We start from the raw sequence: 16,679 nt of genomic DNA, 5'->3' as shown, positions 1-16,679 counted from the left end.
CGATCGGGCTGCGGAGCATGCCGCAGGATGTTGCTTCATCTTTGTTTGGGTGACTTTATCTTTGCTTTTGCGCAGGGGTCAAGTGGTTTCGGTCACAAGAATCCGGCGTGGTTCGACGCCACCGTTCGACAGCGGGGTGGCCGGGAGGGGCACGCGGGGATCATGGGCGCCGGGGGCCGGACGGCCGGGCGCGGTGCTAGAATTGCACCCTAAGCATGCTGATGAAGTAGAGTCGTACCAAGTTGCAGATGGTTTGCATCACCCTATTGGACGGCGGCAGGACCAGCGGGTCCTTCGTCACTATCACTCAAGGAGCATCTTATGGGAATCTTCGGCTGGCTCATCCTGGGCCTCATCGCCGGCGCTATCGCCAAGCTCATCCTCCCCGGCAAGCAGGCCGGCGGCTGGATCATCACGCTGATCCTCGGCGTCGTCGGCGCCCTGCTCGGCGGCTTCATCGGCAGCGCAATCTTCGGGGTCGGTATCGACGAGTTCTTCAAACTCTCGACCTGGCTCCTGGCCATCGGCGGCTCGCTGATCGTCCTCGTCATCTACGGTGCGGTCACCGGACGCAAGGGCTCGCGCGTCTGATTCACGCAGCAGTCGGCTGAACTGCGGGGATCAGCTGCCGGAGGGACGTCACCAGGATCTGGTGGCGTCCCTTCATCGTTCCGCACCCGCCCCGATGACCACAGCACCAGTCAGGTGCGGAAGGACCACGATGTTCGGCAGGAACAAGGAGAACCCGGCGGTCAAGGCCGCCAACGGTGCGCTGTTCGACAAGGACGGCCACCCCAAGCCCGCCATCCTCCGCGGCATCGAGCGTGCCCTGAACGTGCAGCGACCCCTGATCATCTCCAATCTGGCCCGCCTCCGCCGTCGGCATCCGGATGCCTCGCCGGCGGACCTCGCCAGACGGCTCGAACGCGACTACCTGCGCGCGACGACGGCCGCCGGAGCCGCCGTCGGCGCCACGGCCGCCGTACCCGCCGTCGGGACGGTCGCCTCGCTGGGACTCTCGGCCGCGGCGACCGTCGGTTTCCTCGAGGCCACCGCGCTGTACGCGGAATCGATCGCCGAACTGCACGGCATCCACACCGACGACCCCGAGCGCTCCCGCGCCATGGTCATGGCCATCCTCATGGGGGAGGAGGGCACCGCGCTGATCCGCTCCATCCTCGGGGCCTCGGCCGGTCAGGGCGCTCCCCAGTACTGGGGGCAGATGGTGAACAAGGCTGCACCGGCCTCGCTCGTGAAGACGCTGACGGGAACCATCCAGCGTCGCTTCCTGAAGAAGTTCCTCGCCCGGCAGGGCGGGTTCATGCTGGGCCGGGCGCTGCCGTTCGGGGCAGGGGCCGTGATCGGGGGTGCGGGCAACCACCTCATGGGCAAGGCGGTCATCAGTACCACGCGCGAGGCCTTCGGTCCCCTGCCCCGGACCGTTCCCGGCGAACTGGCCGAAGCCCTGGAACTGACGCAGCAGGACGGTAGCCGGACGAGCTCCTAGCCGAAGACGGCGTGGGCGATGCTGAAGATCAGCAGCCCGGCCAGGGAGCCGACCACCGTCCCGTTGATCCGGATGAACTGCAGATCCTTCCCGACCTGCAGTTCGATCTTGCGGGAGGTCTCCTCGGCGTCCCAGCGGCCCACGGTCTCCGAGATGACCCCTGCGATCTCGCTGCGATAGGTCCGCACGAAATACGAGGCACCGTCGGCGATCCAGCGGTTCATCCTGTCCGCGAGGGCGGTGTCGCTGGTCAACCGCGAACCGAAGTCGCGGACCAGCGCCTTGAAGTTGGTGGTCAGTTCGCTCGCGGGATCGTTGACGGCCTCGAGCAGCGCGGTCTTGATGGTGGCCCAGGTACGCGCCGTGAGGTCCAGGACGCGCGGATCGTCCAGGAGCTGCGCCTTGATCTCCTCGGCCCGGGCGATGGTCTCCGGGCGGTGCTGCAGATCCTGCGCGAGATCGCGCAGGTACTTGTCGATGGCCAGGCGCACGTCGTGCCGGGGGTCGTCCTGGACGGCACGGATGAACTTCGACAGCTCGGCGTGCACGCGATCTCCGACCACGCCGTCCACGAGGCGTGGCACCCAGGTGGGGGAGCGCTGCGCCACGACCCTCGTCACCACGGCGTAGTTCCCGTCCACCCAGTCGGCGGCGCGGTCCACCAGCAGGTCGACGAGCGCGTGGTGATGACCTTCGGCGAAGATCCGCTCGGCGATGCTGCCGATGGGAGGCCCCCAGGGCGGCTCGAGGACGTGCTTGCGGACCAACCCTTCGATGACACCCTGGACGACGTCGTCGTCGAGCACGGTGAACAGGCCGCGGATGAGCGCCGCCCCCTCCACCGCGATGCGGTCCGCGCTCTCGGGCCGCTCCAGCCAGGCGCCGGCCTTCTGCGCGATGCGGGCGGACTCGAGCTTGGCCACCACCACGTCCTCGGACAGGAAGTTCTCCTCGACGAACTGGCCGAGCGACTCGCCGATCTGGTCCTTCTTGCGCGGGATGATCGCGGTGTGCGGGATCTTCAGGCCCATCGGGTGCTTGAACAGCGCGGTGACCGCGAACCAGTCCGCGAGGGCTCCGACCATGCCTCCCTCGGCCGCGGCCCGGACGTACTGGAGCCACGGGTAGGAGTCCTGCAGGGCGAAGGCCACCACGAAGACGAGTGCCAGCGCACCGAGGAGCCCCGTGGCCAGGGTCTTCATACGGCGGAGGGCGACCGCCCGCTCCACGTCGGTCCCGGTCATCTGAGCATCCACCCTCCCGAGTGTATCGACGCGCCGCCGACGCCGTCCCCGCCGCAGGGCGATGGCGCGTGGCCGACGGCGTCCCGTACGGTGGACCGACGCCGTCGACCACGCGAAGGACCGTGCCCCGTGCCCCCTGTCATCCTCGCCCACCGCGGCAGCAGCGGCTCCTTCGCCGAACACACCCGGGCGGCCTATCTGCAGGCGCTGGCCGACGGCGCCGACGGCGTGGAGTGCGATGTGCACCTGACCCGCGACGGCCACCTCGTCTGCATCCACGACACCACGCTGGATCGCACCACGGACGGTACCGGGGACGTGGCGGACCACACGCTGGCCGAACTGCGCGAGCTCGACGTCTCCTCCTGGAAGGGCGTGGACATCCCTCCGGCGTACGGCGGTCCGGGAGAGCAGCTCCTCACCCTGGGGGACCTGCTGCTCCTGCTGCGCCGTGCCGGCCGCCCCGTCGGGCTGGCCGTCGAGCTGAAGCACCCGAGTCCGTTCGGCCTCCGGCTCGAGGAGGCGCTGATCGCGTTCCTGATGGACGAGGGCTGGGATCCGGAGTCGTCCATGGTCGGCGGGGTGGAGGTGAGCTTCATGAGCTTCAACCCGGACTCGGTGCGTCAGCTGCTCGAGTCCGCGCCGCACCATCAGGTGTGCCAGCTGGTGGCGGACATCGACCCCGGCGAGGTCAGGGAGGCCCTGCGTCTCGGGTCCGTGGCGGAGGGCGCCCTGATCGACGTGCTGGAGGGGGCCCAGCGGGACAGCGAGGAGCTGATCGACCAGCAGGTGGTGGGGCTGGCCGGACCCGGCGTCCAGTACGTGCGCGACCACCCCGACCGGGTGCGGCGGTGGATCGCGGACGGCACCCGGGTGCGGGTCTGGACCGTCAACACGGTGGAGGACGCGCACTTCCTCGCCGGTCTCGGTGTCCAGGAGCTCACCTCGGACGTACCCGCGCTCATCCTGCAGGCCATGGCCGAGCCGGGCGGATGATGCGGGCGTCCGACCGGTGTGCTGTGGTTGAGTAGGACGATGCGAACACCCATCGAGGATTATGCGCTCCTGTCCGATCTCCACACGGGTGCACTGATCTCCCGGACCGGGAGCCTCGACTGGTTGTGCTTCCCCCGCTTCGACTCGGATTCCGTGTTCGCCGCCCTCCTCGGCACCCCGGAGCACGGCCGCTGGCTCGTCACGCCGGATTCATCGCGGGCGGAGGTGGTGAGCAGGAGCTACATCGATTCCACCTTCGTGCTCCAGACCCACTGGCGCACCCCCGAGGGCGAGGCCCTCGTCACGGACTTCATGCCCGTCGCCGACCGGCGGGCCAACGTGATCCGGCGCGTCCAGGGCCTGAGGGGAAGGGTGACGTTCCGGCAGGAGCTGCAGATCCGCTTCGGCTACGGCGAGATCGTCCCGTGGGTGACGCAGCATTCCGGCGACGACGGCCCGGCACTGCTGGCGATCGCCGGGCCGGACGCACTCCTGCTCCGCGGGCCGCGGCTGCACGCTGAGGACAACACGCACCGGGGCACCTTCGAGGTGTCGGGGGGCGACGTCGTGGACCTCGAGATGATCTGGTACCCCTCGCACCGCGAGACCCCCGGCGGACTCGACGTCGAGGAGGCCCTGGACGCCACGATCAGCTACTGGCGGGCCTGGGAGGCGAGCTCGGAGGGCGACGGCCACTATTCCGCCGCCGTCCGGCGCTCACTACTCGTCCTGCGCGCCCTCACGCACGAGGACACCGGCGGGATCGTCGCAGCGCCCACGACGTCGCTGCCCGAGCAGTTCGGCGGGGCCCGCAACTGGGACTACCGCTTCTGCTGGCTCCGCGACGCGGCCCTGACCCTCGAGGCCATGATGACGCACGGCTTCGCCGGGGAGGCCCTGGGCTGGCGCAACTGGCTGCTGCGCGCCGTCGCCGGTGATCCCGAGGATCTCCAGATCATGTACGGGGTGGCGGGGGAGCGCAGGCTGCCCGAGCGCGAACTCGACCACCTGCCGGGCTACGCCGACTCCGTGCCGGTCCGGGTGGGCAACGGAGCCGTGGACCAGTACCAGGCCGACGTGGTCGGCGAGGTGCTGGTGGCGCTGGAGAAGCTGCGCTGCCACGGGGTGAGGGAGGACGACTTCTCCTGGCCGCTGCAGCGGGCCCTCATCAAGTTCGCGAGGAATCACCTGGACGATCCGGATCACGGGATCTGGGAGATGCGGGGGAAGAAGCAGTTCTTCACGCACTCACGCGTCATGGTGTGGGCCACCTTCGACTGCGCCGTGCGCGCCGTCCGCGACCACGGGCTGGATGGGCCGGTCGAGGAGTGGGCGGACATCCGTGACCGGATGCACGCGGAGATCATGGAGCGCGGGTTCGATCGCGAGCTGAACTCCTTCACCCAGGTGTACGGCGGGACGGAGGTGGACGCCTCCCTGCTCCAGCTCCCCCAGGTCGGGTTCCTCGACTACGACGACCCTCGGATGCTCGGCACGGTGGAACGGATCGAGGCGGATCTGCTCGACAGCGAGGGACTGCTGCTGCGCTACCGCACGCACGGCGCCGACGACGGCCTGGACCCCGGTGAGCACCCGTTCCTGGCATGCTCCTTCTGGCTCGTGGAGCAGTACGCGATGAGTGGCCGCGGTGAGGAGGCCGGGCGGCTCATGGAGCAGCTGGTGGGCTATTCGAACGAACTCGGGCTGCTGTCCGAGGAGTACGACGCCGTCAACCACCGTATGGTCGGCAACTTCCCGCAGGCCTTCTCGCACCTGGGCCTGGTGCGGGCGGCCGACGCCCTCCAGATCGCCCGCGGCGAGGCCGGCGTCCACGAGGTCATGGCACGGGAGTAGGCAGGGAAGTGGGCAGGGGAGGGCGGTTCCTGCAGGGACCGCTCTCCCCTGCAGCCTGCTAGGCGGAGACGCCCTGCGGCTTGAGGATCACCTTGATGGCGCCGTCGGTCTTCTTCTGGAAGTTCTCGTACGCGGCAGGTGCCTCGTCGATCGGGACCTCATGCGTCATGAGGTCGGTGACGCCCAGGGGATCGGAGGCCTCCTCGACGATCGGCAGGAGCTCGTCCGTCCAGCGGCGCACGTTGCACTGACCCATGCGGAACTGGATCTGCTTGTCGAACATGGTCAGCAGGGGCATGGGGCTCGCTGCTCCTCCGTAGACGCCGCTGAGGGAGAGCGTGCCGCCGCGGCGTACGGCGTCGATGGCCGAGTGGAGGACCGTCATGCGGTCGCTGCCACCGGTCTCCATCACCTTCTGTGCCAATGTGTCCGGCAGGATCCCGACGGCGTGCTGGGCGAAGGCGCCCACGGGGGAGCCGTGCGCCTCCATCCCGACGGCATCCACGATGGCGTCCGGTCCGCGGCCACCGGTCATGCTGCGCAGTTCCTCCGCGGTTCCGTCCGAGAAGTCGATCGTCTCGATCCCGTGGCGCGCCGCCATCTCACGACGCTCCGGGACGGGTTCGACGCCGATCACGCGATGCCCGAGATACTTGCCGATCCGAGCCGCGAACTGTCCCACGGGACCCAGGCCGTAGACCGTGAGCACACCGTCCTTCGGCACGTCCGCGTACTGGACGCCCTGCCAGGCGGTGGGCAGGATGTCGGACAGGTAGAGGTAGCGCTCGTCCGGCAGGTCCGAGCCGACCTTGACCGGTCCGTAGTCGGCGAAGGGCACCCGCAGGTACTCGGCCTGGCCACCGGGCACCGAACCGTAGAGGGACGAGAAGCCGAGGAGCGCGGCACCCGAGCCCTGCTCGTGCACCTGCGTGGTCTCGCACTGGGACTGGAGTCCCCGCGTGCACATGTAGCAGTGGCCGCAGGAGATGTTGAAGGGGATCACCACGCGGTCTCCCGCCTTCAGCTTCGTGACCGCCGAACCGACCTCCTCGACGATCCCCATGGGCTCGTGTCCGAGGATGTCGCCCTTCGCCATGTAGGGGCCGAGGACCTCGTACAGGTGGAGATCGGACCCGCAGATGGCGGTGGAGGTGATACGGACGATGGCGTCCGTGGGCTCCTGGATGACGGGGTCCGGGACGTTCTCCACGCTGACGTTGCGCTTGCCCTGCCAGGTCACTGCCTTCATGTGTGTTCCTCCGGATACTGAGTAGGCCTTCCTTCCCCCACTATTCACCCATCACCCACGAATGGGAAGCCGGACCGCGCGTCACCTAGCCTTGGGAGGTGCTGCTCCTGAAATCCCCCGCCGTCCGGGTGGGCCTCTCCGTCGCTGTCGCCACCGGGCTGTATGGACTGTCCTTCGGGGCGCTGTCGGTGGCCGCCGGCCTGGACGTCCTCCAGACCATGGCGCTGAGCCTGCTGCTGTTCAGCGGCGGCTCCCAGTTCGCGTTCATCGGCGTCGTCGCCGGAGGGGGCAGCGGCATCTCGGCGATGTCCGCGGCAGCCCTGCTGGGGATCCGCAACGGCGTCTACGGCATGCAGCTCAATGTCCTGCTGCGCCCCCCACGGTGGCGGAAGCTGGTCATGGCACATCTGACCATCGACGAATCGGCGGCGACCGCCTCGGGCCAGCGGGATCCGGACGAGCAGCGCCGGGGATTCTGGGCCGCCGGTATCGGCGTCTTCGCCCTTTGGAACCTGTTCACCCTTCTGGGCGCGGTGGTGGGCAACGCGATGGGCGATCCTGCCCGCTGGGGGCTCGACGGCGCCGCCGTCGCCGCCTTCCTCGGCCTGCTCTGGCCACGGATCCGGGCCCGGGAACCGGCGGCGATCGCCGTCGTCTGCGCGGTGATCACCCTGGTCGCCGTGCCGTTCGTCCCCTCGGGTGTGCCCATCCTGATCGCGGCCGTGGTGGCCGCGGTGCTCGGGCTGTCGGGCTTCGTGCCGCCGAGCGAGGGCCTGGAGCCCGACGTCGAGCCCTATGCCCCGGGCGCCCCGAGAGGTGGGGCATGAGTCTGTGGGGATGGATCCTGGTCGCGTGTGCGGTGTCGATCGCCACGAAGTTCCTCGGCTTCCTGGTTCCCGCGAGGCTCCTCGACAATCCGAGGATGCTGCGCGTCGCCGGGTCCCTGACGATCGGGCTACTGGCGGCGCTGACCGCGACCAACACCGTCGCGTCGGGTCAGTCGCTCGTCGTGGACGCCCGGGTCGCTGCGCTCGTCGCGGCCGCCGTCGCCCTGTGGCTGCGGGCGCCGTTCCTCGTGGTGGTGCTGGTGGGAGCGCTCGCGGCCGGGCTGGCACGGCTGCTCGGGGCCGCGTAGGGCCCTCCGGTCCTGGGTCCCACTCCGCCGCAGCCTCCCCTCCCACTGTTCGCGGTCGTGCGGTGGGACCGCGCGCTCCGTGGTGCGCTCGTCCCACTGTTCGCGGTCGTCCGGTGGGAATGAGCGCTCCGTGGTGCGCCCCTCCCACTGTTCGCGGTGGTTCCTTGGGACCGAGCGCTCGTTCCCGGTGTCCGACCCGGTTCAGTGGGACAGGACGCCGCCGCGGCGGTGCAGCTCACGCCTGGGGTGCCGTGCTAGGCGGCGGAGCGTGGGGCTGCCATGATGACGGCGACCCCGACGAGGCAGACCGCCGAACCGATGAGATCCCAGCGATCCGGTCGGAAGCCGTCCACGAGCACGCCCCAGGCCAGCGAACCCGCTACGAAGATCCCGCCGTACGCAGCGAGGATCCGTCCGAAGTGCGGGTCGGGTTGCAGGGTCGCGACGAAGCCGTAGGCCCCGAGCAGCATGATGCCGAGACCGGCCCACCACCACGGTCTACCCTCCCTGACGGCCTGCCAGATCAGCCACGCCCCACCGATCTCGGCGCCCGCGGCCAGGACGAACAGGACGGTGATACGCAGCATCGTCATGATCCTCCCGCGCCCGGTGAAGTCCGAGCGGGTGCCCGTCGGGCGGCAGGACGGGATCGCGCGGTCACGGGCCGTTCACGACGGCGGCCGTCGCCTCCGCGATCGCGGCCTCCTCGTCGGTCGGCACCACCAAGACGGGGAAGGCCGAGGCCGCGGAGCTGATCACCCTGGCCTCCCGGGAGCGCTCACCGTTGCGCCCGGCGTCGAGCTCGAGGCCGAGCGCGCCGAGCCTGGCGACGACGGCGGCGCGGAAGGCTCCGGCGTTCTCCCCGATACCGGCGGTGAAGACCAGCGCCTGAGCTCCCCCCACGGCCACGTGGTACCCGCCGACGTACTTCGCGAGCCGGTAGGAGGCGACGTCGATCGCCGTCCTCGCCGCGGCGTCCCCGGACTCCGCGGCCTTGGTGACGGAGCGCATGTCGTTGGTACCCGTGAGGCCCTTGAGCCCGCTGTCGCGGTTGAGCAGCTCGTTCAGCTCCTCCTCGGAGTACCCCTCACGGAGCAGGAACAGCAGGATGGACGGATCCACGTCCCCGGAGCGGGAGCCCATCACGAGGCCCTCGAGGGGGGTGAAGCCCATGGACGTGTCGATGCTCTCCCCGTCGCGCACCGCTGTCACCGAGGCCCCGTTGCCGAGGTGGGCGATGACGCCGGTGAATGTTTCGACGCCCAGCAGTCCGGCCGCACCCCGGGCCACATGGGCATGGGACGTCCCGTGGAAGCCGTAGCGCCGGATGCCGTGCCGTCGGTACAGCTCGTCGGGCAGCGCGTACCGCCAGGCGTACTCGGGCAGGGTCCGGTGGAACGCGGTGTCGAAGACGGCCACCTGAGGCAGGTCGGGCCATTTCCTCGTGATCGCCCGGATGCCGGTGACGGCCGCGGGATTGTGCAGGGGCGCCAGCGGATTGAGCCGCTCGATGGCGCGGGTGATCTCGTTGTCGATCAGCACCGGTTCGCTGAACCGCTCACCCCCGTGCACCACGCGGTGGCCCACCGCGTCGATCCCACGATCCCCGAGCGCCTCGGCCAGGTCGCGGTCCACGCGGTCGAGGGCGGCCGCATGATCGGGCACCTCGGCCTCGCCGATGCGCTCTACCAGGCCCTCGGCGAGGATGTCCTCGCCGTCCCGCACCTGGTACTTGAGCGAGGACGAGCCGGAGTTGATGACGAGGATGATCATGGGGTCCTGTCCTGGAGGGCGGTGTCGGCTAGGAAGTGGCGGACTGCTGGGCCTGCACGGCGGTGATGGCCACCGTGTTGACGATGTCCTCGACCGTACAGCCGCGCGAGAGGTCGTTGACCGGTTTGCGGAGGCCCTGCAGGACGGGCCCGACGGCCACGGCGCCGGCCGACTGCTGCACGGCCTTGTAGGTGTTGTTGCCGGTGTTCAGATCCGGGAAGATGAACACCGTCGCCTGCCCGGCCACCGCGGACCCGGGCAGCTTCGAGGCCGCCACCGAGGCGTCGACGGCGGCGTCGTACTGGATGGGCCCCTCGACGGCGAGATCGGGTCGCAGCTGCCGCACGAGCTCGGTGGCCCGCCGCACCTCGTCGACCGCCCCACCAGCACCGGAGGCGCCCGTGGAGTAGGAGAGCATGGCCACGCGGGGCTCGACGCCGAACTGCTGCGCCGTCTCGGCCGAGGCCACGGCGATGTCCGCCAGCTGTTCGTCGTCGGGGTCGGGGTTCACGGCGCAGTCGCCGTAGACGAGCACGCGGTCCTGCAGCAGCATGAGGAACACCGAGGAGACGATCTTCACGCCCTCCTTGGTCTTCACGAACTCGAGGGCAGGGCGGATGGTGTTCGCCGTCGTATGGGCAGCACCGGACACCATGCCGTCCACTCTGCCGAGCTGCACCATCATGGTGCCGAAGTATGCCCCCTCGAGCATGCGTTCCCTCGCCTGCTCGAACGAGACGTTCTTGTGGGCCCGGAGGCGCGCGTACTCCTCGGCGAACTCGTCGCGGAGCTCCGAGGTCGCGGGGTCCACGAGGGTGATGCCGGTGAGATCGATGCCCTGGGTCGCCGCCAGCTCGCGCACGCGCGCCTCGGGACCGAGGACGGTCAGGTCGCAGACGTCACGGCGGTGCAGGATCTCCGCGGCCTTGAGGATCCTGATGTCCTCCCCCTCGGGGAGCACGATCCTGCGGCGCTCGGCCCGGGCGCGCTGGATCAGTTCGTGCAGGAACCGCAGCGGCGTCATGGTGGCCGGTCGCGGCAGCTCGAGACGCTCGAGCAACTCGTTCTCGTCGACGTGGCGGGACCAGGCACCGAGCGCGGCCGCAGCCTTGCGGCGCAGGCCGCTCGCGATCTCACTGCGCACCTCGCTCACCTGGCGCGCCACGGTGTACGTGTCGTCGTCGAGCGTGAAGACCGGGAAGGGCGCCTGCGCCAGGAGGGCGAGGATGTTCGGATCAGGCGCGAGGCCCCCGGTCAGGACCAGTGCCGAGGGCACGGGGAACTCCGGCGAGAACGACGATGCGAGGGTGGCCACGAGGACGTCCGCGCGGTCACCGGGCACGATCACGAGGGCGCCGTCCGTGAGCAGGTGCAGGAAATTGCCCACGTTCATCGCCGCGACCCGGACGCCGGCGACGTCGCGCTCGAGATTCGGGTCACCGGCGATCTGCCGTGCCCCGAGTTCGGCGGCGACCTCCGAGACCGTGGGCTGGGAGATCTCCGTCAGTTCCGGGATCACGTAGACGGGCCGGCCCGAGCGCCCGGGGCGGATCTGCTCGCTGATGGAGGCGACCGCGTCGTCGGCCGCCCGGTTGACCATCATGGCGAGGAGGGAGACCTTCGCGGCGTCGAGTTCGCGGCGGGCCACGTCCACGGTATCCGCGGCCTCACCGACACCCATGGCCTTGGCACTGACGACCGCCAGCACCATGGCTCCCAGATTGTTGGCCAGGCGCGCGTTGAGGTCGAACTCGACGGCGGAGTCGTTGCCGGAGAGATCCGTGCCCTCGACGATCACGACGTCGCACTCCGCCGCGATCTCGCCGTAGATCGCGACGCAGCGTGCGTCGATCTCGGCCCGGTCCCCCCTCACGAGCAGGGCACGGGCCTCCGCGCGCGTCAGACCGCCCCGGGCCCGGCTCGCGGGTAGGTCGAACGAGCGCTGCATGAGGCGCACCATCGGGTCCGCGGCCGGATCATCGCCCTCGACGATGGGCCGGAAGAAGCCCACGCGGTCCGCATGCCGGTGCAGCATGTCGGCCAGACCGAGCGAGATCAGGGACTTGCCGGAGCCGCTCGTCATGGCGCTCACATAGATTCCGCGGGTCATGAGCCCAGTCTCGCAGGCTCGTCCGACACCTGGTATCTCGAGTCCGTCGTGCACGGTCTTCCCGGTCGTGCACGGTCTTCCCGTGTGCCGAGACGGCAGGAACGACCGCCGATCCCTCCAGGACCGGCACCGTCTGCGATCTCGGCGCGAGCGTGAGCGGGAAACCGGGAGGGAGTGTACGCAGAAGCGCCGCCGCCGCAGGAGAACCCCGGACGACGGCGCCTCCCGGGACGCTCTAGGCGTCGGCGGCCTTCGGCGTGCGATTGGGCAGGGCCAGCTTGAAGATCTTCGCCCAGGTGGACCCGACCTGCTTGGGCAGGGGGCCGGTGGTGTACGGCAGGCGGTAGCGCGAGCAGATCTCGCGGACCTTCACCGCTACCTCGGCGTACCGGTTGGACGGCAGGTCCGGGAAGCAGTGGTGCTCGATCTGGTGCGAGAGATTACCCGTCATGAGGTGCATGAACTTCGAGCCGGAGATGTTCGCCGAGCCGATCATCTGGCGGACGTACCAGTCGCCGCGGGTCTCGCCGTCCACCTCCTCCTCCGTGAAGGTGTCCGTCCCGTCGGGGAAGTGGCCGCAGAAGATGACGGCGTGGGCCCAGAAGTTGCGGATGGCGTTGGCGGCGAGCGTGCCGTAGAGGGCCTGCCTGCCGGAGCCGGTGAGCATGGCGACGGCGGGTGTGGCCGCGTAGTCCTTGGAGAACTGCTTGACGACCTTGACCCCCACGGCCTTGAGGTCGCGGTTCATGGCCTCCTTGGACTTCAGGCCCTCCTTGTACTCCGGCAGCTCGAGGTCGTACAGGGCGATGCCCCACTCGAAGACCGGGGCCAGGATCGCGTTGTACAGCGGGTTGCCGAGGTTGAAAGGCCGCCAGGGCTGATCGGCGTCCATGCGGAGCAGGTTGTACCCGATGTCCTTGTCCTTGCCGATGACGTTGGTCCACCGGTGATGCAGGTCGTTGTGCGTGTGCTGCCAGGACCGCGCGGGCGTCACGAAGTCCCACTCCCAGGTGGTGGAGTGGATGTCCGGGTCGCGCATCCAGTCCCACTGCCCGTGGAGGACGTTGTGGCCGATCTCCATGTTCTCGAGGATCTTGGCGAAACTCAGCATGGCCGTGCCGGCGAACCAGGCAGGCCGGTACTTGCCGAACAGCAGGGTGCCGCGGCCGGCGAACTCCAGCGACCGCTGGATCCTGATGATCCGACGGATGTAGGCGGCGTCGGAGGCCCCCCGCTTGGCGAGGATCTCGTCGCGCACGGCGTCGAGCTCGCGGCCCAGTTCGGCGATCTGCTCGTCGGAGAGGTGCTTCGCGGCGTCGGGGCGGACCAGGGGACGACCGGAGGTCGCGAGGGCGCCCGGGCGGGTCAGGGTAGTGGTCAAGGGGTTTCCTCCGTGGGGTTACAGGTCGAGGTTCACGGGCCCGGCGGCTGCCGAGACGCAGGTCTGGATGAGATGGCCGGGGGCGTTGTGCAGTTCCCCGGTGCGGAGATCGCGCACCTGCCCGGCGCGCAGCGGGATCAGGCAGCTGTGGCAGATGCCCATGCGGCACCCGCTGGGCATCAGGACCCCTGCGTCCTCGCCGATGTCGAGCAGGGGGGTGTCTCCGTCGGCCTGGATCTCGCGGTCCGACTGCTCGAACGTGACCAGGCCGCCGTCGTGCCCGGCGCCCATGGTGAGATCGGTGCTGAAGCGCTCGATCGTGAGCGTGCCCACCCCGGCCGGCTCCTGCCCCGCACCCTCGCCGACCCGGGGGGCGGCGCGGGCTGCGTCGAGCGCGGCCTCGCGCTGCCACAGCTCCTCGGCGTCGTTCAGGAAGCCCTCGGGACCACATGCGTACGCCGAGCGGGAGCGCCAGTCCGGGCAGAGCTCGGCGATGGTCCTGGTGGTGAACTCAAGCCTGCCCCGGATGCTCGAGAACCAGTGCCGCACCGTCAGGTTGGGGAACTGGTCGGCGAGTTCGTCGAGCTCCTCGCGGAACAGGCTCCTCTCGGGCGTGCTGTTGGATGTGATGAGCACGACGTCGGCGTCAGGCCTGCGCGGGATCAGCGTGCGGATCATCGACATGACCGGCGTGATGCCGCTGCCCGCGGTGAGCATCAGCAGGGGACGCGGGTGCTCGGGGAGGACGAAGTCGCCCTGCGGCGGGGCGAGGAAGAGGACGTCACCGGGCCTGGTGTCCCGGACGAGCACGTGCGACACCGACCCGGCGTCCGTCACGGTGATCGCGGGATCCTGCCCGGCCGCATTGCTGAGGGAGTAGGAACGCCACTGGCGCACCCCGTCCAGCTCGACGCCGATGCGCGCCCACTGGCCCGCCTGGTGGGCGTGCCAGCCGCGGCCCGGGCGGAAGTAGATGGTGGCCGACTGCTCGGTCTCGTGCTCCACGCGGGTCACGACGCCGCGGAGCTGACGGGCCGAGTACACGGGGTTGAAGAGGGAGAGGAAGTCCTCCGGCGCAAGCGGGGTGGTGAGCGCGGAGGCGGCCCGCGCCAATGCCTTGAACCGGATCATTTCATCAACGATATAGTCTCTCCCGCTAAGAATCTCCTCTCCCGGCATACAGTTGAGGGTGCAGAATCATCGCGTTGCAATAGATCAGGAGTGACCAGATGTCCAGGAGTGAGCTGCCACCCACGCCTCCGGAGCCTCCGTGGCTCGCCCTGCCGCCCGATGTCGGCGACCGCCTGCGATCCCTGACCCCGGCGCTGGTGGAGGCGATCATCGAGGCCGTGCCCCAGCTGGTGCCGGCCTATGCCCGCCCGATGGAGGGCAGTTTCGGTCACGTGCTGCGCAAGGGGGTCACGGCTGCGCTGGAGCGGTTCCTCGACCTGCCGGGAACCAAGCTGCCCGCGCTGTCCGAGGAGAGCCGTCAGCTGGTGGCGGGACTGGGACGCGGGGAGTTCCGGCAGGGTCGCAGCATGGATTCGCTGCTCGGCGCCTACCGGATGGGCGCCCGCGTCACCTTCCGGGAGATGTCGCGGCGCTCCATGGAGCAGGGCCTCGGCTCGTCCGTGGTCGTGGATCTCGGCGAATCCATCATGGCGTACATCGACGAGCTCTCCGCCGTGAGTGCCGAGGCCTACGCCTTCGAGCAGTCGGAGCGGGCGGGCGCCGTCGACCGTCGGCGCGCGGAACTCCTCGAGCTCCTCCTGCTGGGCCAGGCCGACGGGACGGCGCTGCGGCAGGCGGCGTCGCTCGCGGACTGGACGGTGCCCGCCGAGGTGGTCGTGGTGACTCTCCCGCTGGAACGCGCGGGCGGACTCCGCCAGCGGCTGGGACAGGGTGCCATCGTGATCGAGCGGGAGACCGACGCCGTCGCGCTCGTGCCGGAGCGCGGCCCGGCCTCCCGCGCAGAGCTGGAGCGCGTGCTCGCCGGGCGGAGGGCCGCGATCGGGCCCGCCGGCGGACTGGGTCAGGTGGCTCAGTCGCTGCGCCTGGCGGTCCTCGCCGCCTCCATGCTGCCCCCTCGTGAGGGCGACGACGAACTCCCCGTCTGGGCGGGCGAGCACCTGATCGAGGTGGTCCTGGCAGCCGAGCCGTCGGCCGTGGGAGAGCTGGCACGACGGCGGCTCGCGCCCCTCGCGGCCCTGCCGGACAACCAGCGCATGCGGCTCGAGGAGACCCTCCTCACCTGGCTGCGGCACTGGGGGCAGCGGGCACCGATCGCGGAGGAACTCGGTATCCACGCGCAGACCGTCGGCTACCGCGTACTGCAGCTGCGCGAGCTGTTCGGGGACGAGCTGAAGGACCCGAAGGCACGCTTCGAACTGGAGATCGCGCTGCGCAGCCGGCTGACGGTGCCGGCCCGCTCGGCGTAGCCGTGCTCAGTCCCCGATGTACGTGGCCGAGGTCCACAGGTGGAACAGGGCGTACGCACGGTACGGCCGCCAGGCCTCGGCGATCGTCCCCGCGTCCCGGATGCTCGGATTGCCCATGGCGCGCCGCGCCACGAGGTCGCCGGGGGTGAAGGCATCGGCGTCCCGGAGCACGCGGACCGCCAGGTAGTCCGCGGACCACGGGCCGATCCCCGGGAGGGCGAGCAGCTGCCTCCGCAGGGCCGCATGATCGGCGGCGGGATGGAGCTGCAGGCCGTCGACGAAGGCGCGGGCCACGTGCTGCACGGTGGCCGCGCGCGTGCGGGTCACACCGATGGCCGACCGCAGTTCCTCGTGCGGTGCGTCGGCGATGACCTGCGGCGTGGGGAAGACCGTGAGACCCGACGGCGACGGCGTGCCGTACGCTGCTGCGAGCCTGCCGCCGAAGGTGCCCCCGGCCGCGACGGAGACCTGCTGCCCGAGGACCGTCATGACGGCGGCTTCGAACGGTTCCGGATAACCGACGGCGCGCAGGCCCGGACGCCGCCGGACCAGCGGCCCGAGGAGCGGATCGTCCTCGAAGGCGCGGGCCACCGCGTCGACCTCCGTGTCGAGGTCGAGCCATGATCGGGTGATGCGGACGAGCCCCTCGAATTCGGCGTCGTCCTCGGTGTCGGCGGTGAGCTCGACGTCGTCGGCCCGGATGCTCACGGTGACCCGCCGTGGTCCACGAGGGCCCGGCAGCAGGCGAGTGTGCGTGCGGCCGGGCCGGTCGGTGAGCTCGCAGCCCGGGATGGCGTGGTTCGCGAGGATCGCGGCCATGGGGCCGGCGTCGAGCGCCCCGTTCGGTGCGAGGGTCGCGCTGCGGCCCACCGAGGACGACGCGGACGACGTGGCCGTGCCGGACGGCGGTGCCTGGACCATGGGAACCTCCTGGAACCTCCTGGGGCATTCCGGTGCGGGATCCGGTACGGGATCCGGTGCAACACTACGGT

At 70.0% G+C, this 16,679-nt stretch carries 15 protein-coding genes; 7 read left to right on the top strand and 8 right to left on the bottom strand.

Annotated elements, in window-relative coordinates; genetic code table 11:
- Positions 1-321: 321 nt before the first annotated feature.
- Together Q0747_RS03645 and Q0747_RS03640 are read left to right on the top strand one after the other, a co-directional pair.
- On the top strand, positions 322-591 hold the full coding sequence (locus Q0747_RS03645; protein WP_298251903.1) for a GlsB/YeaQ/YmgE family stress response membrane protein: 270 nt from the start codon (positions 322-324) through the stop codon (positions 589-591).
- 130 nt (positions 592-721) lie between these two features.
- The gene (locus tag Q0747_RS03640; RefSeq protein WP_298251902.1) at positions 722-1,507 is read left to right on the top strand and encodes a hypothetical protein; all 786 of its coding nucleotides are present in this window, start codon (positions 722-724) and stop codon (positions 1,505-1,507) included.
- Here Q0747_RS03640 and Q0747_RS03635 read toward each other — a convergent pair.
- Complete coding sequence (locus Q0747_RS03635) at positions 1,504-2,751, bottom strand: DUF445 domain-containing protein (RefSeq protein ID WP_298251901.1); 1,248 nt, start codon at positions 2,749-2,751, stop codon at positions 1,504-1,506. The two genes, Q0747_RS03640 and Q0747_RS03635, sit on opposite strands and share 4 nt — an antisense overlap.
- Positions 2,752-2,880: 129 nt before the next feature.
- Here Q0747_RS03635 and Q0747_RS03630 point away from each other — a divergent pair, with 129 nt between their 5' ends.
- Positions 2,881-3,747: a glycerophosphodiester phosphodiesterase family protein gene (locus tag Q0747_RS03630; RefSeq protein ID WP_298251900.1), complete on the top strand. Its 867-nt coding sequence runs from the start codon at positions 2,881-2,883 to the stop codon at positions 3,745-3,747.
- A gap of 21 nt (positions 3,748-3,768) precedes the next feature.
- Positions 3,769-5,601, top strand: coding sequence for a glycoside hydrolase family 15 protein (locus Q0747_RS03625; protein ID WP_298252268.1), 1,833 nt, complete (start codon positions 3,769-3,771; stop codon positions 5,599-5,601).
- 58 nt (positions 5,602-5,659) lie between these two features.
- Here the strand turns inward: Q0747_RS03625 and Q0747_RS03620 are convergent, their stop codons facing one another.
- Positions 5,660-6,850, bottom strand: coding sequence for a zinc-dependent alcohol dehydrogenase (locus tag Q0747_RS03620; RefSeq protein WP_298251899.1), 1,191 nt, complete (start codon positions 6,848-6,850; stop codon positions 5,660-5,662).
- Between the two features lie 98 nt (positions 6,851-6,948).
- Between Q0747_RS03620 and Q0747_RS03615 the strand changes: the two genes are divergently transcribed.
- Positions 6,949-7,677 (top strand): AzlC family ABC transporter permease, encoded by a 729-nt coding sequence (locus Q0747_RS03615; RefSeq protein WP_298251898.1) that lies wholly within the window; start codon positions 6,949-6,951, stop codon positions 7,675-7,677.
- Positions 7,674-7,985, top strand: coding sequence for an AzlD domain-containing protein (locus Q0747_RS03610; RefSeq protein ID WP_298251897.1), 312 nt, complete (start codon positions 7,674-7,676; stop codon positions 7,983-7,985). The genes Q0747_RS03615 and Q0747_RS03610 overlap by 4 nt, the downstream gene beginning before the upstream one ends.
- Positions 7,986-8,239: 254 nt before the next feature.
- On the opposite strand, the gene Q0747_RS03605 is transcribed toward Q0747_RS03610, so the two are convergent.
- The 5 genes from Q0747_RS03605 to Q0747_RS03585 form a co-directional block, all read right to left on the bottom strand.
- Complete coding sequence (locus Q0747_RS03605) at positions 8,240-8,578, bottom strand: YnfA family protein (protein WP_298251896.1); 339 nt, start codon at positions 8,576-8,578, stop codon at positions 8,240-8,242.
- A gap of 64 nt (positions 8,579-8,642) precedes the next feature.
- The gene (locus Q0747_RS03600; protein WP_298251895.1) at positions 8,643-9,758 is read right to left on the bottom strand and encodes an acetate/propionate family kinase; all 1,116 of its coding nucleotides are present in this window, start codon (positions 9,756-9,758) and stop codon (positions 8,643-8,645) included.
- Positions 9,759-9,786: 28 nt separating this feature from the next.
- Positions 9,787-11,868 (bottom strand): phosphate acetyltransferase, encoded by a 2,082-nt coding sequence (gene pta, locus Q0747_RS03595; RefSeq protein ID WP_298251894.1) that lies wholly within the window; start codon positions 11,866-11,868, stop codon positions 9,787-9,789.
- A gap of 235 nt (positions 11,869-12,103) precedes the next feature.
- The gene (locus Q0747_RS03590) at positions 12,104-13,249 is read right to left on the bottom strand and encodes an acyl-CoA desaturase (protein ID WP_298251893.1); all 1,146 of its coding nucleotides are present in this window, start codon (positions 13,247-13,249) and stop codon (positions 12,104-12,106) included.
- Between the two features lie 18 nt (positions 13,250-13,267).
- Positions 13,268-14,380, bottom strand: a complete 1,113-nt coding sequence (locus tag Q0747_RS03585) for a ferredoxin reductase (protein WP_298251892.1) — start codon at positions 14,378-14,380, stop codon at positions 13,268-13,270.
- Positions 14,381-14,478: 98 nt separating this feature from the next.
- Here Q0747_RS03585 and Q0747_RS03580 point away from each other — a divergent pair, with 98 nt between their 5' ends.
- Positions 14,479-15,687, top strand: a complete 1,209-nt coding sequence (locus Q0747_RS03580) for a CdaR family transcriptional regulator (RefSeq protein ID WP_298251891.1) — start codon at positions 14,479-14,481, stop codon at positions 15,685-15,687.
- Between the two features lie 6 nt (positions 15,688-15,693).
- On the opposite strand, the gene Q0747_RS03575 is transcribed toward Q0747_RS03580, so the two are convergent.
- Positions 15,694-16,608, bottom strand: a complete 915-nt coding sequence (locus tag Q0747_RS03575; protein ID WP_298251890.1) for a DNA-3-methyladenine glycosylase — start codon at positions 16,606-16,608, stop codon at positions 15,694-15,696.
- Between the last annotated feature and the right edge of the window lie 71 nt (positions 16,609-16,679).

The organism is uncultured Arthrobacter sp. (genome assembly GCF_947493765.1).
Lineage (GTDB): Bacteria > Actinomycetota > Actinomycetes > Actinomycetales > Micrococcaceae > Arthrobacter_D.
This window is presented reverse-complemented; position numbering and strand designations above follow the sequence as displayed.

Coding starts and splice junctions, on each gene's coding strand:
- Q0747_RS03645 (WP_298251903.1), top strand. CDS start 322: ATGGGAATCTTCGGCTGGCTCATCCTGGGCCTCATCGCCGGCGCTATC.
- Q0747_RS03640 (WP_298251902.1), top strand. CDS start 722: ATGTTCGGCAGGAACAAGGAGAACCCGGCGGTCAAGGCCGCCAACGGT.
- Q0747_RS03635 (WP_298251901.1), bottom strand. CDS start 2,751: ATGACCGGGACCGACGTGGAGCGGGCGGTCGCCCTCCGCCGTATGAAG.
- Q0747_RS03620 (WP_298251899.1), bottom strand. CDS start 6,850: ATGAAGGCAGTGACCTGGCAGGGCAAGCGCAACGTCAGCGTGGAGAAC.
- Q0747_RS03610 (WP_298251897.1), top strand. CDS start 7,674: ATGAGTCTGTGGGGATGGATCCTGGTCGCGTGTGCGGTGTCGATCGCC.
- Q0747_RS03605 (WP_298251896.1), bottom strand. CDS start 8,578: ATGACGATGCTGCGTATCACCGTCCTGTTCGTCCTGGCCGCGGGCGCC.
- Q0747_RS03600 (WP_298251895.1), bottom strand. CDS start 9,758: ATGATCATCCTCGTCATCAACTCCGGCTCGTCCTCGCTCAAGTACCAG.
- pta (WP_298251894.1), bottom strand. CDS start 11,868: ATGACCCGCGGAATCTATGTGAGCGCCATGACGAGCGGCTCCGGCAAG.
- Q0747_RS03585 (WP_298251892.1), bottom strand. CDS start 14,380: ATGATCCGGTTCAAGGCATTGGCGCGGGCCGCCTCCGCGCTCACCACC.
- Q0747_RS03580 (WP_298251891.1), top strand. CDS start 14,479: ATGTCCAGGAGTGAGCTGCCACCCACGCCTCCGGAGCCTCCGTGGCTC.
- Q0747_RS03575 (WP_298251890.1), bottom strand. CDS start 16,608: ATGGTCCAGGCACCGCCGTCCGGCACGGCCACGTCGTCCGCGTCGTCC.